General features: G+C 43.1%; 13 protein-coding genes and 2 rRNA genes (1 of these 15 cut by a window edge). 5 read left to right on the plus strand and 10 right to left on the minus strand.

What is annotated here, in order from left to right; all coding sequences use genetic code 11:
* Positions 1–170, minus strand: a 23S ribosomal RNA gene (locus M1E06_RS20725) (it extends 2760 nt beyond the left edge of the window).
* 234 nt (positions 171–404) lie between these two features.
* Positions 405–1954: ribosomal RNA gene (locus M1E06_RS20730) — 16S ribosomal RNA — on the minus strand.
* Together the 16S and 23S rRNA genes form the textbook arrangement of a ribosomal RNA operon.
* A gap of 337 nt (positions 1955–2291) precedes the next feature.
* Here M1E06_RS20730 and pdaB point away from each other — a divergent pair.
* Entirely contained in the window at positions 2292–3056 is a 765-nt protein-coding gene (gene pdaB, locus M1E06_RS20735; RefSeq protein ID WP_020449906.1) for a polysaccharide deacetylase family sporulation protein PdaB, read from the plus strand.
* Positions 3057–3064: 8 nt separating this feature from the next.
* On the opposite strand, the gene M1E06_RS20740 is transcribed toward pdaB, so the two are convergent.
* Positions 3065–3664: a KinB-signaling pathway activation protein gene (locus M1E06_RS20740; RefSeq protein WP_020449905.1), complete on the minus strand. Its 600-nt coding sequence runs from the start codon at positions 3662–3664 to the stop codon at positions 3065–3067.
* Positions 3665–3777: 113 nt separating this feature from the next.
* On the opposite strand from M1E06_RS20740, the gene gerD reads away from it, so the two are divergent.
* The gene (gene gerD, locus M1E06_RS20745) at positions 3778–4359 is read left to right on the plus strand and encodes a spore germination lipoprotein GerD (protein WP_020449904.1); all 582 of its coding nucleotides are present in this window, start codon (positions 3778–3780) and stop codon (positions 4357–4359) included.
* Between the two features lie 53 nt (positions 4360–4412).
* On the opposite strand, the gene M1E06_RS20750 is transcribed toward gerD, so the two are convergent.
* The 7 genes from M1E06_RS20750 to M1E06_RS20780 all read right to left on the minus strand — a co-directional run bounded on the left by M1E06_RS20750 (position 4413) and on the right by M1E06_RS20780 (position 9872).
* Positions 4413–5474, minus strand: a complete 1062-nt coding sequence (locus M1E06_RS20750; protein ID WP_020449903.1) for an Mrp/NBP35 family ATP-binding protein — start codon at positions 5472–5474, stop codon at positions 4413–4415.
* Between the two features lie 85 nt (positions 5475–5559).
* Positions 5560–6273, minus strand: a complete 714-nt coding sequence (gene cwlD, locus M1E06_RS20755) for an N-acetylmuramoyl-L-alanine amidase CwlD (RefSeq protein ID WP_020449902.1) — start codon at positions 6271–6273, stop codon at positions 5560–5562.
* Positions 6274–6357: 84 nt separating this feature from the next.
* A complete protein-coding gene (locus M1E06_RS20760) occupies positions 6358–6801 on the minus strand; it encodes a YbaK family protein (protein WP_020449901.1) in 444 nt (147 codons plus the stop codon).
* A 281-nt stretch (positions 6802–7082) separates the two neighbouring features.
* Positions 7083–7808 carry a LytR/AlgR family response regulator transcription factor gene (locus M1E06_RS20765; RefSeq protein ID WP_035337483.1) on the minus strand — a complete coding sequence of 242 codons (726 nt, stop codon included), beginning with the start codon at positions 7806–7808 and terminating at the stop codon, positions 7083–7085.
* Positions 7805–7936 carry a cyclic lactone autoinducer peptide gene (locus M1E06_RS20770; RefSeq protein WP_006640358.1) on the minus strand — a complete coding sequence of 44 codons (132 nt, stop codon included), beginning with the start codon at positions 7934–7936 and terminating at the stop codon, positions 7805–7807. Before M1E06_RS20770 ends, M1E06_RS20765 begins: the two co-directional genes overlap by 4 nt.
* Before the next feature lie 15 nt (positions 7937–7951).
* Positions 7952–8566 (minus strand): accessory gene regulator ArgB-like protein, encoded by a 615-nt coding sequence (locus tag M1E06_RS20775; protein WP_020449900.1) that lies wholly within the window; start codon positions 8564–8566, stop codon positions 7952–7954.
* Positions 8559–9872, minus strand: coding sequence for a sensor histidine kinase (locus M1E06_RS20780; RefSeq protein ID WP_080624145.1), 1314 nt, complete (start codon positions 9870–9872; stop codon positions 8559–8561). Before M1E06_RS20780 ends, M1E06_RS20775 begins: the two co-directional genes overlap by 8 nt.
* Before the next feature lie 202 nt (positions 9873–10074).
* On the opposite strand from M1E06_RS20780, the gene M1E06_RS20785 reads away from it, so the two are divergent.
* The 3 genes from M1E06_RS20785 (at position 10075) to M1E06_RS20795 (ending at position 13925) form a co-directional block, all read left to right on the plus strand.
* Positions 10075–10281: a plantaricin C family lantibiotic gene (locus M1E06_RS20785; protein ID WP_020449898.1), complete on the plus strand. Its 207-nt coding sequence runs from the start codon at positions 10075–10077 to the stop codon at positions 10279–10281.
* A gap of 129 nt (positions 10282–10410) precedes the next feature.
* Entirely contained in the window at positions 10411–13704 is a 3294-nt protein-coding gene (gene lanM, locus M1E06_RS20790; protein ID WP_020449897.1) for a type 2 lanthipeptide synthetase LanM, read from the plus strand.
* A 5-nt stretch (positions 13705–13709) separates the two neighbouring features.
* Positions 13710–13925 carry a class II lanthipeptide, LchA2/BrtA2 family gene (locus M1E06_RS20795; RefSeq protein ID WP_020449896.1) on the plus strand — a complete coding sequence of 72 codons (216 nt, stop codon included), beginning with the start codon at positions 13710–13712 and terminating at the stop codon, positions 13923–13925.
* The last annotated feature ends 183 nt before the right edge of the window (positions 13926–14108 follow it).

The following is a 14108-nucleotide window of genomic DNA, read 5'->3' on the forward strand; positions in this document are numbered from 1 at the left end:
CCTATGAATTCAGATATGGATACTGCTCCATTACGAGCAGTGGGTTTCCCCATTCGGAAATCTCCGGATCAAAGCTTGCTTACAGCTCCCCGAAGCATATCGGTGTTCGTCCCGTCCTTCATCGGCTCCTAGTGCCAAGGCATCCACCGTGCGCCCTTTCTAACTTAACCGTTAAAAAGAATCACTACGTGATATCTTGCATTACGAATTGAATGTGATGTCTACTGTTATCTAGTTTTCAAAGAACAACGCACAGGAGGTGCTAACACATGCGTTGCCACAGGATGTGGCGCATTTAGCAGGTGTCTCCTATGTCTGAAGGAATGATCCTTCAAAACTAAACAAGATCTAAACGCACCTGTCTATAAGACCGCAAGGTCTTATATTCCGTATAATATCCTTAGAAAGGAGGTGATCCAGCCGCACCTTCCGATACGGCTACCTTGTTACGACTTCACCCCAATCATCTGTCCCACCTTCGGCGGCTGGCTCCAAAAGGTTACCTCACCGACTTCGGGTGTTACAAACTCTCGTGGTGTGACGGGCGGTGTGTACAAGGCCCGGGAACGTATTCACCGCGGCATGCTGATCCGCGATTACTAGCGATTCCAGCTTCACGCAGTCGAGTTGCAGACTGCGATCCGAACTGAGAACAGATTTGTGGGATTGGCTTAGCCTCGCGGCTTCGCTGCCCTTTGTTCTGCCCATTGTAGCACGTGTGTAGCCCAGGTCATAAGGGGCATGATGATTTGACGTCATCCCCACCTTCCTCCGGTTTGTCACCGGCAGTCACCTTAGAGTGCCCAACTGAATGCTGGCAACTAAGATCAAGGGTTGCGCTCGTTGCGGGACTTAACCCAACATCTCACGACACGAGCTGACGACAACCATGCACCACCTGTCACTCTGCCCCCGAAGGGGAAGCCCTATCTCTAGGGTTGTCAGAGGATGTCAAGACCTGGTAAGGTTCTTCGCGTTGCTTCGAATTAAACCACATGCTCCACCGCTTGTGCGGGCCCCCGTCAATTCCTTTGAGTTTCAGTCTTGCGACCGTACTCCCCAGGCGGAGTGCTTAATGCGTTTGCTGCAGCACTAAAGGGCGGAAACCCTCTAACACTTAGCACTCATCGTTTACGGCGTGGACTACCAGGGTATCTAATCCTGTTCGCTCCCCACGCTTTCGCGCCTCAGCGTCAGTTACAGACCAGAGAGTCGCCTTCGCCACTGGTGTTCCTCCACATCTCTACGCATTTCACCGCTACACGTGGAATTCCACTCTCCTCTTCTGCACTCAAGTTCCCCAGTTTCCAATGACCCTCCCCGGTTGAGCCGGGGGCTTTCACATCAGACTTAAGAAACCGCCTGCGCGCGCTTTACGCCCAATAATTCCGGACAACGCTTGCCACCTACGTATTACCGCGGCTGCTGGCACGTAGTTAGCCGTGGCTTTCTGGTTAGGTACCGTCAAGGTACCGCCCTATTCGAACGGTACTTGTTCTTCCCTAACAACAGAGTTTTACGATCCGAAAACCTTCATCACTCACGCGGCGTTGCTCCGTCAGACTTTCGTCCATTGCGGAAGATTCCCTACTGCTGCCTCCCGTAGGAGTCTGGGCCGTGTCTCAGTCCCAGTGTGGCCGATCACCCTCTCAGGTCGGCTACGCATCGTTGCCTTGGTGAGCCGTTACCTCACCAACTAGCTAATGCGCCGCGGGTCCATCTGTAAGTGGTAGCTAAAAGCCACCTTTTATAATTAAACCATGCGGTTCAATCAAGCATCCGGTATTAGCCCCGGTTTCCCGGAGTTATCCCAGTCTTACAGGCAGGTTACCCACGTGTTACTCACCCGTCCGCCGCTGACCTAAGGGAGCAAGCTCCCGTCGGTCCGCTCGACTTGCATGTATTAGGCACGCCGCCAGCGTTCGTCCTGAGCCAGGATCAAACTCTCCATGAAGTTTGATAATGACTACGCACATTCGCATGTGCGATTTATTTAATGAATTAACAGGTACGTTTGTCTTGTTTAGTTTTCAAAGATCATTTCCGCTTCGTTCAGCGGCTTTAATAATATAACATCAAGCCCACATATTTGTCAATAACTTTTTTCAAAATTATTTGTTGGAGCTTTTTCATGTCAGCTGTTTATCAGCGACGAATAATAATATAACATGTTAATTCAAATCTGGTCAACCCTCTTTTTAATTTTTTTCTTAAGATGAATTATTGTTATGTTCTATTTTAAACAAGCATAGGATGAATACAAAGCAGCATGGACAAGGAGGAGTTTCTCTGTGAACCATTTTTATGTGTGGCATATGAAACGGATTAAGCAGTTAATCATTATTATGATAGCCGCTTTTGCGACAGCAAGCTTTTTTTATGTACAAAACCTGCTCCCTCTTCCTGTGTTTTCTACAGAAAGCGGAGCAAAAGCGGTATATAGAGGAGACTCAGATACAAACGAAGTCGCTCTTACCTTTAATATCAGCTGGGGAGATCAAAAGGCCATGCCTATTTTAGATACATTAAAAGCAAACGGTATTAAAGATGCGACCTTTTTTCTTTCAGCTTCATGGGCGGAGCGCCATCCGGATGTCGTGGAAAGAATCCGTAAAGACGGTCATCAGATCGGGAGCATGGGCTATGCTTATAAAAACTATTCGCAAATGAAGAAAAGCGAAATCAAAAAAGACTTAACAAAAGCACAAAACTCTTTTCAAAAACTCGGTCTTGAGGACCTCACGCTTTTAAGGCCGCCGACCGGCCAGTTTAATAAAGACGTACTCGATGTCGCTAAACAGTACGGCTATACCGTCGTTCACTACAGTATTAATTCGGATGACTGGACGAACCCGGGGGTTCAAAAGATCGTACAAAACGTAAATGAAACGGTGAGCGCTGGTGATATCGTGCTCTTTCACGCTTCAGATTCGGCCAAACAAACAAAAGAAGCCCTGCCTGAGATCGTGCACCACCTCAGAAGCAAGGGACTCAAAAATGTAACCGTCAGCGATTTAATCGCAAATACGGATGCAAAATCATCAGAAGTAAAATAGCAACCGGTCTAAGCGCGGGCCTGAAATTTTGGGAGCATTAAAAGTTGAAAAGCGTTGCAGGCTAATAAAGGAAGCAGCATTAAATAGAGCCAGTCCTCTTCATTGACCCTTAACGCCGGGAACCACTCCATCACAGTAAAAACAAACATTAGAAATAATGCGGAAACGAACGTTTTTTTAGAGGACTGTTTTTGCTTTGCATAAGCGGCCGCAATGCTTACCGCCAAAATAAAGAGCGGCAGCCAAATATACGGAATGATGGAGCCTCCCTCTTTTTCAAAAAACAGAAAACGCAAGTAAACCAAATCAAACGCGACAAATACAATCAAAAACAGCTGAATCGAATTCCACAAAGAATGAGATCTGAAGATTTCCAGTGCAAAACGGTGAATCGTTAAGAAAATCACAAACCCCATTTGAGCAATCACGCTAAAGATCATGCCAACCCCGATAAACCAAAATAGAACAGAAAGAATCTCCAATACCTCGAAGGAAAGAAACAGCTCCTTATATCTTCCCCACTCAATGGCAAAACCGACAATACTTGTAGTCAAAGCTCCGACACCCAACACGGAAAAGAAAAATCGGACGAGATTACGGCTTTTCATTGTAGACTTCCCAACCCCTAAGTAAACGCTGTAGCAGCGATATTTTGTTATGTATAAATTTATAAAAGACATTCATATTAAAGGTAAGACGAGTTTTCGAAAGGAGCTTAAGCATGTTCAAGACCACAATGCTATCGATAAGCTGTTTTCTGTTTCTATCTGTAACAGCTTGTGCTCCCACGGACCAAGCAGCTGAGATGGACTATGATCAAACCAAAAAGATGGTTGTCGATATATTAAAGACAGATGACGGAAAAAAAGCGATTCAAGAAATATTAAATGATGACAAATTAAATGAAACACTTGTGATGGATGAAAAAACCGTCAAAGAAACCGTTGAAAAAACAATGACCTCCAAAAAAGGAGCTGAATTTTGGAAAAAAGTCTTCGAAGATCCAAAATTCGCAGAAGGCTTTGCCAAAACACTTCAAAATGAACATGAAAAAGTGCTGAAAAAACTGATGAAAGATCCTGAGTACCAAAAAATGCTGATGCAGGTCATGCAGGATCCTGAAATGACCAAAAAATACGGTGAACTTGTCAGAAGCCAGGAATTCCGAACCCACCTGCAGGAAGTCATATCTGACACTCTGTCAAGCCCGCTCTACAGAAAGCAGTTTGAAGAGGAACTGAAAAAAGCTGCTTCTGAAAGCATGAAAGAAGAAATGAAAGGCGGCGAAGAAAAACAAAGCTAAGCCGCTTTTCATTCACTAAAAGCTTCTTCCGCGGAGGAAGCTTTTTCTGATCTTTAAGCTTTTACGCCAATGCTTTCGTCGATTTTTTTGGCGATATCCAAATAAATGGCACCGGTCGGATGACTTTCATCATAAACGGACGGCGCAAATTCGCTGTCATCCCAATCGGGCTGCTTCAGCGGAATTTTGCCCAGAATCGGAACACCGAGTTCTTCTGCGAGCTTCTCGCCTCCGCCTTTGCCGAATACGTATTCTTTTTCGCCTGTTTTGACGCTTTCGTAATAAGCCATATTTTCAACGATTCCCAAGATTTCATGATCGGTCTTCAAAGCCATCGCGCCCGCTCTTGCAGCGACAAACGCGGCAGTAGGGTGCGGCGTCGACACGATCACCTCTTTGCAGCTTGGAAGCATTGAGTGAACATCAAGCGCTACATCGCCTGTTCCCGGCGGCAGGTCTAAGATAATATAATCGACATCTCCCCATTCAACCTCATGGAAAAAGTTATTCAGCATTTTTCCAAGCATAGGGCCTCTCCAAATGACAGGGGCATTGTCTTCAACAAAAAATCCCATCGAAATTACTTTGACTCCGAATCTTTCAACCGGCACGACCTTTTCTCCTTCAATCGTCGGCCGTACAGTGATTCCCATCATATCCGGAACGCTGAATCCGTAAATATCGGCGTCGATTAATCCGACTTTCTTTCCGATTCGAGCCAAAGACACAGCCAAATTGACGGACACCGTCGACTTGCCGACGCCGCCTTTACCGCTTGCCACCGCTAAAAACACAGGCTGTTTTTCACTATTCAGCAGAGATTGATCCTGCCCTTGGGCAGACTCTTGATTATTCATCACGACTTCTTCAGGCAGCTCCTCAAAACGCAGGCCGACCGTCTCTGCACCGGCTTCTTTTAACCGTATGACGATTTCCTGCTGAAGCTGCATTTGTTCGGCAGATCCCGTTTTTGCGAGCGCCACCTTTACGCTGACGTGCCGTTTTTCGGGTTTTATTTTAATTTCCTTGACGGCATCCAGCTCTCTGAGCGGCTTGTGAAGAAATGGCTCGTCCAAATCGCCGACTATTTTTTTTACATCGTCTTCTCGCAACATTGATCTCACCCTTTGTTGTATTCGTTTACAAAATAAGTATAGCATATCTTTCCTTATAGTGTCTTTGACACAAAAAGAAACCCTCTTATTCAGGAGGGTCTCTGTCTTCTGTAAAGTAGCGCAATACACCTTTATATACGGATGCCGCGATTTTGTCCTGATATTTGGGCTTGGCCAGCTGTTTTGCTTCTTTCGGATTTGACAAAAACCCGATCTCGACGAGGGCCCCCGGCTTTTTCACATTTTGCATCAAATAAATGCCGTGTATCCGCTTTGCCTTCCGCGTCGTGTTTTCAAGATTATGTCTTAATTCATCCTGAATAAACTTGGCGGCCCGTTCGTTTTCTTCATATTGCCCGTAAAAGAAGCTTTGCGCACCGCTCCATCGGGCGGAAGGAATCGCATTCAAATGGATGCTGAGGTAAAGGTCGGCTTCAGAATTGTTGATCACGTCGACCCTTTTCCGCAAGTCTTCCGCTTTCCTTCTGCTGAGCCCCTTCGTTTCTTCAGGAGCGAGATCATGATCGTCCTCCCGCGTCAGCAACACCAAGGCGCCCTGTTCCTGGAGATAGTCCCTGATTCTAAGGGATACTTCAAGCGCCACATCTTTTTCAAGGAGTTCACCGCTTGATGCTCCTCCATCCGCGCCCCCGTGTCCAGGATCAATATAAATGATCTTGCCGCTCAACGGAAGATTCCATGACCGCCAAGAATCATCATTGTGAAATTGATATTGAAATAAACATAATAAAACGACAAAGCCGAGTAAAAACCCGAGCCATTTTATTTTTTTCTTCATCCCTTTCCCTCCCGCTCGTCCTTACTACAACATATGGGACAAGGAAAGGAAATATGATTCAGCTTGGCCGCACTTTTACATAAATTATCTGAGCCGAAGCTTAAAGCGTCTTTCCCGCTCGCTGAAGCCTTCCTTCCACCAGCTTTGGATGAAGTATTCGCAAGCATAATAGAGTGGTTCATGAGCCGCTTGAATATTAAAAGCCTCAGACCAGCTCACCGCATATTCATAAAGCTCGTGCAGAAGCTGTTTTTCTTCTTTTTCTGAGCGGACCATCGCTCGTTGAACGGGCTCTCCGTGATAGCCGAACTTTCCGTACTCGGCTCCCAGCAAATAGGCCTCAATGGCAAAATCGATGCAGCCGTCATACAAAATATCCGTGTGCTTAGAAAAAAAATGAAAAAGAGGAGCAAAGCATTCCTCCGCAGAATTCAGCATTTTTTCCAAAGACAGTTCGCGCAGAAGCTTTTTTTCCAAATTGATCTGCTTCTTTTGTTTTTCATTGTTAAAAGATACGACCGTCCCCATAGAACCGCCTCCTTTTTACCTTGTATTGTGCAGTCAGGAGCCGGAAATCATGCTTTTCTAAGGAAGGGAAACGGAGGAAGAAGCCGAAAATATTAGGAGAGGTTAGTTTCAGCTCATTTATGCGCGCCATCCATAAAGTGTTCTGCAAAGGAAAATCAGTTTTTAGTCTTTTCTTATTTTCAATACTTGTTTAATCATCTGTCCAGCAGCATAAATAAAGGCGCAATGATCGATTGGCTAAATCGATTCATCGTGCCTTGTATCAAGTAAAAGTTTTACTTTTATATCACCGCGGTGAGAAGTTCTTTGAGCTCACGGTATTTGTTACGGCTCACATTGATAATCTTTTTGCAGTTTTTAATTTTTAGATTATACGACTTCATGTAGGTGTCTTGGATGATTTCCTCAATCTTATCCAACGGAACGAGGAAAGACTGATGGGTTCTAAAAAAGTTGCTCCCTTTAAGCATTTCCTCAAGGGTCATCAAACATTGACTTGACTTAATGATCTCTCCATTTTCAAGATTTATGCAGGATTTTCTCCCCACCTTTTCAATATACAAAATGCTGTCTACATCTACGAGATGAATTTTGCCGCTAGAACTGATGCCTATCTTTTTATTGTTTCTTTTTGAAAAAGCCTTATGATTTCGAAGAAGCTCTACAGCTGATTTGAGTCTTAAAATGTTAATCGGTTTGACTAAAAAATCAATAGGATAAAACTTATATCCATCCAGAGCGTATTCTGTGTAGGAACTCATGAACATGATGCTGATACTGGGATAATACTCTTTCAGATATTCAGCTAAATCGAAACCGCTTGACTGCTTCAGATTGATATCGATAATGACCAGATCGACTTCATTCACAGACTCCAGGTGGGAAATCAACTCGCTTATTTCTCTTGTGATTAATTCAAATCTAGCATGACTGATGCTGTCCGAAACCTCTTTGAAAAAATCAAGAATATCTTGATCATCATCAATCACGCATATTCTTACCGTCAATGATCGTCACTCTTTAAATCCTCAGGCAATTCCGGTTCATAAGCAAACCAGAAACAGCTGCTTAGTGAAGTAATTGAATTGAAAAACAAAGCGGATACACCAATCAAATAAGTAATAAATTTCACCATTTCCCTAGTCCCCTTTTATTTTTTATTAAACCTCTTATCAAAAGATAAGATGATTTTATGCCATGAGTCAGTCAAGGTAATGCTTTGCATGATCATTGCGATCCAAATGCCGTATTGAAGCTGGCTGTCAACCAAAAGGCTGACCAGCATGAGACCCAGAAAAACGCAAATCGACCTATATTTAATCTCTGTTCTCTGTTGAGGACTGAATACCTGCATCTTTTTATGCAGTTTCGGTGATTTTTTTAAGAAAATGAAAAATGACAAGACAATCAGGCCAATCAGCATCCATTTCATCCCCCGGGAGAAGTGAAAAGCAAATTCTATGGATATGTACGTGATCACCATAATTTGAAACGTGCTGAAAAATAAACAATAATAATAACCTTTAAAGTGGCTTCCCCCTGAAAACATTCTCAAAAATCCGCCCGCCGACAAGATGACCATGGCTTGTATCACGCAGTCAAAATAACAAGCTATAATAAATACCAGCAGTATTTGATTGATGGCGGCAAGCATCCACTCAAGCCCGTATCGTATGCTATCTTGCCTACTACGAAAATCAGGGTTGTAATAAATGATCTGTTCCGAAATTTTTTTTGACAAGTAATTGGGTGTGAACTTAACCATCGCCTAACTCCTTCGGAATCCTGACTTTGAAGACGATCATCCTATCGATGATCTCCGGAAAGATGAATCCTTGATGCTTCTCAACGACTGATTTAACGATATGGAGGCCATATCCCCTTCCCTTCTTGCCTTTCGTAGAAAATCCTTCTTCAAAAATCCGATCTACCACCTCAGCGAACCGCTCTACGTCTCCAAAGTTGCCTACATCTATTCTGTAGTAACCTTCTCCGGAATCAATCTGGACATATACTGTCCGTTCTGGAATATCACCGAGTTCTTTTACGGCTTCCACTGCATTCATGATCAGGTTTCCAAATATTTTATTTGTTTCAAAAAGCTTGCATGGAAAATCCCTCAGACTATCGCTGATTTTATAGTGAATACGAATATCTTCCTTTAAGGCTTTATCCTTATACGAAAGGAGCAGGGCGCTGAGCGCAATGGAATGGATAGGAAGTATGTCGCTGATTAAAGCGGAGTCCTTCATCACGTCACTTAGATAATGTTTCGTTTCTTCATAATGCCCTTTATTAAGCATTTGTTGAATTGCGATAAGATGATGCCCCTGATCATGGTTATGTTTTTTTATGAAGTGAATGTATTTGCCAACCTCCTCATATTGTTCCTCTAAAGAATTCTCAGCGTTACGGAGGTTTTTGTAGAAAATGCGCCTCATGATAATCAAGGTGAAAAAAGTTAATGAAACAAGGGCAATGCTCCAAAAAAGATTAATAAAGCCCTCTACTTTTTGGTTCTTATAGATGATGAAATAGTATAGAAGCAGCAAAGAAAATGACAGTATCAAAATCATGTACAATTTTATGTCCAAGTCTTTCACCTGTTTCTTCGGTGAAATTAAAACCACTCTCTTTTTTCGAATTAGGAAAAGCATGAATAAAAGGATACAAAAATGGGGCAATGCCGTACCAAGGCTTCCCTCTTTTACATTGAGAACTGGCTCGGCAACTCTTAACATTGCGAAGCCAATCACTTCGGATACGAGTAAACAAACAGCACCCAATAAAACGCCGATTATCGATAACAGAATTCTGAGGTTCAAAAAAAGCGAAACCGGTAAACTGATCGCCAAAACCATAATGGAAAGGTACAGCAGAGGAGGAAAAGAACTTTTCACCAGATACAATACAATGCTTCCGTAAAGGCTGATTAAGAGCAGGCTGAAAAATTTGTTTTTATAGCTGACATTCAATAACGAAATACCAATCGTTATAATCAAGAATGTTTCAAGCATACCTCCAATTAATTGGGTTGGCAGATCCATTACTAACACTCCTAAAATATACATATTAGGTATTTCATCTCAATTATACAAAGAAGGAAAGTTTATGTATAGATATTTTCGAATATTTAACTTATTGGACACAATAATTTTGAAATAGGGCATTTTGCACAAGAAATAATCCAAAATAGCCCAAAAATAATCCAACAATTCTAATTATTGTTATAATAATGCTGAGCTCCCAAAATTAATTAAGAGGTGAAGGAAAATGTCAAAGATCGAAGCATGGAAAAATCCTGTTGCACGTATGAACAGCCAAATTGTAAGTCCTGCCGGTGACTTAATGGACGAGTTGTCAGACAGTGAAATGGAAATGCTTGCAGGCGGCTGCGAGTGGTATAACATCAGCTGTCAATTAGGTAACAAAGGTCAATGGTGCACTCTTACAAAAGAATGTCAACGGAGCTGCAAATGAAACCCAGCCGATATTAACGACTGTCTACAAAAATAATGTTAATAAAGAGATGTAGGAAAACTTCAAATTTGGAAGCATGGAAAAATCCTATTACACAACTGCCAAGTGACCAACCCTGCGGGTGATTTAATGGACAAGCTGTCAGACAGTGAAATGGAAATGCTTGCAGGCGGCTGTGCTTGGTGCAACATCAGCTGTCAATTAGGTAATAAAGGTTCCTGGTGTACTCTTCAGTACAAGATATTAGTTGAATCTGGCCGGCATTTTGCCGGCCGTGTGCATCTCATTCAGAAAAAGGTTAGGAGTGAAACAATGGACAGCATGTTGAAGGGAACGGATTCAGAGCGGTTAGAGCAGATCAAATTTTGGAGCCGTTTCTTCTACAATAATGAAGAGTATATGAAAAGAAGCCTAAATGAAATATCTGGAATAAACATTGATCATATATTAGCCTTAAAGTTTGGCGGCAAAAAGAGTGCTGTAGAAAATGTTCATCCCTGGTTTGATGATTGGGATTTAATCCTTAAGGGAGCGCTTGATCCTCTGCCGGCACGCCAGACGGAACAAAATAAAAAGTTCGGTACATTCATCGATCATTTCCTGAAACTAGCTTTCTCCAAACTTAAAACTTTATACATACATAACCATTCATTCGATTTTTCAGAAAACGAGTTATATTCAGACTTGCTTGAACAAATGAATGACGACATCTATTCTATCTGCCACAAGACCCTCGTGCTTGAGCTGAATGTATACCGAGAGCAGGGACTCCTGAAAGGCAGCACCCCCGAAGAGCGGTATGACTATTTCGAACATGAAATTTTGACAGATAAAAAGTTCCTATCCTCATTCGGAAGCGAGTATCAGAGCCTCATCTCCCTTTTGATCCACAAAGTCAATAGCTCAGTTAGCTTTATTAGGGATATTGTTGAGCATCTAGAAAATGACTGGCCCGTGCTGATTAAAACCTTCCCGAAAATAGGAAGATTAAGGAAGATTCACCTTGGTAAAGGGGACACACACGACAATGGAAAAAGTGTTTCAATTTTGGAATTCGAAGGCGGCCAATCGCTCGTCTATAAACCAAGACCCTTGGACGCAGACCAACAATATCAGAAGTTGCTATCTTGGCTAAATGCTCAGGAGAACAATATTCCGAATTTCTACAAAATGAAGGTGGTCAATGCAGATGATCATGGTTGGACGGAATTTATTCAATATAAAGCCTGCCAATCAGCCGAAGAAGTCAAAGATTTTTATAAACGTATGGGCGCTCAACTTGCTGTACTGTATGTGTTGAACGCAACTGATTTTCACTATGGAAATATCATTGCAATGGGTGGTCACCCGGTGTTCGTCGATATGGAATCATTGTTTCATCAGAATATTTACGATGACAGTTACAGCAAAGAAGCTCTTGGACAAGCCGATAAAATGCTCTCGAAATCGATTATGGCTTCCGGCATGCTACCTAATTTGCTTTATCAGCGGAAGGACCGGAATAAATCAGGTGTTGATTTAAGTGGATTGGGAGGGAAAGGAAATCAGCGCCTCCCGTTTGAAGTGGCCCAAATTGTCGATAAGGGTACTGACCAGGCATATTTGAAAAAGGGGATAGCCTTTTTGGAAGCCGGCCTCAATCTGCCAAGCTATAATGGGAAGTTCGTGAATCTTCACGATTATCTATCTGAAATTGTCGAGGGCTTTACGGCCGTCTACCGATTTATGGCTGCAAACAAAGTAGAGCTTACCAGCCAGTTGCAAGGATTCAAGCAAGTCAGAGTCAGGACGATTTTAAGACCAACAGCGGTCTATGGAGAATTCCTGCGTAGTCTAGTCCATCCTGATTTGCTTCGAGATCCAGTTGATCAGGAAGTTTTTTTACACAGGCTGTGGCTAAAGTGCCTCCAGGTTCCAAAAATGGAGAGTATTATCATTGATGAAATGGAAGATTTACGCCGCCATGATGTCCCTTTATTCACAACCAGACCGGGCGAGCGGCATTTATGGAGCTCAAACGGAAGAGTCATCAGAGACTTCTTTCTTTCCCCTGCGTTTGACCTTGTCTTGGAAAAGATACGAAGTCTTGACGAAAAGGACTTATACGGGCAACTACAGGTTTTGCATATGGTCATGCTCGCCTCAAGTGCAGATCATTATGCGGATGTTGAGAAAATTGATCCATTCTGGAATAAGACAGCTCCGGCTAAAGAAGATTTCCTAGAACAGGCAGTCGATATAGGAAATTACTTACTGAAGACAAAAATACAAGGGGTGAACAGGAACAAAAAGGATCTTACCTGGATCAGTACCGTGCTGGAAGGAAACAATGAAGTGATATGGAAAATTTCTCCCGTAGGACTCGATCTTTATAACGGCAACAGCGGAATAGCCCTCTTTCTAGCTTACCTCTCGTATTTTACAGGTGAACAACGATTTAAAGAGGCGGCGGAACAAGCAATTGTTCCGATTCTAAATGATATGAAAAAATTCAGCGAAAATCCAACTTGGAGCCTCGGGGCATACAGCGGTGTAGGCGGAAACCTGTTTACAACCATCCTACTTGCAGAACTCTGGAATGATTCATCTCTTCACCAACAGGTGGAAAAAGCCTTGCCAGGATATATCGCGATGATCAACGAGGATACAATCTTTGATTATATAGGTGGTGCTACGGGAGCACTTGACATCCTGCTGTGTATTTTCCATCGAACAGGAAGCATCCAAGCGGTTAAGGGAGCTATTTCATGCGGAAAACATCTAATGAAACACGGTCGTGTAATGAAAAGCGGCGGAATGGGCTGGCCTTCTGTCTTGGACGGCTCAGTTCTGACAGGCTATTCGCATGGTACGGGAGGTACCGCTGCTGCTCTTTCCTCTCTCAATTACTGGACTGAAAACAAAGCAATCCTTCCGTATATATCGAAAGCCTTGGAATATGAGCGGACATTTTATGATGAAAAGGAGAAAAACTGGCGAACGCCAGGAAGGGATACATCCTCATACGCCTGGTGTCATGGAGCTCCGGGAATACTATTGTCAAGGCTCCGCCTGAAGGAAAATGGCTGGACGGATCCTTTGCTCGACAGGGAAATTGAAGTTGCGCTTGAAACGACTTTGCACAAAGGATTTGGTAATAACCGCTCTTACTGCCACGGTGACTTTGGACAATTAGAAATTCTCCTCTATGCCAAACAAGTACTTCAGGATCGTGAACTGGACGTTTATATCGAATCTGTCAGATCGCAATTGTTGGAGATCGTTAAACAGAAAATGTGGAATTATGGTATATCAAGGGGAACGGAAGCTAAAGGGTTAATGACCGGGCTGGCTGGCATCGGAATGGGGTTATTGAAGCAATATGACAGTGAGGCGGTACCGAACATATTGAATCTTGAAAACAAACTACTTGAAAGGAGGTGAAACGAATGTCACATCGTGAAATGGCTGCAATTTACCGTGATGCCAACAAACGTGCCAATCTTGAGTTTTCTAACCCTGTCGGCGAGGTCAACGAAGAAGAATTAAAGAACCTTGCAGGTGCTGCGGATGTTACACCGCACACTACTCCTTCTTCATTGCCATGTGGAACATTGGTTACAGCTGTTTGGTGTCCGTCTAACGCATGTACATCTGATTGCTAATTTGGCCAATGCTAGTATGAGAGGGATTTAGAATGGGAGCTCAGATCCTTCTTCTTACATAACGTTTGGCCGGAAAATGAAAAACAAGGGGCGGTTGGTCATGTTTTATCGAGGCCAACCGTTTCGTTATCTATTATATCCAACTTTTCTTAAATGTATGCATAAAAGAAAGGGGAGATTAAC

This window comes from Bacillus sp. AK124 (assembly GCF_053903085.1).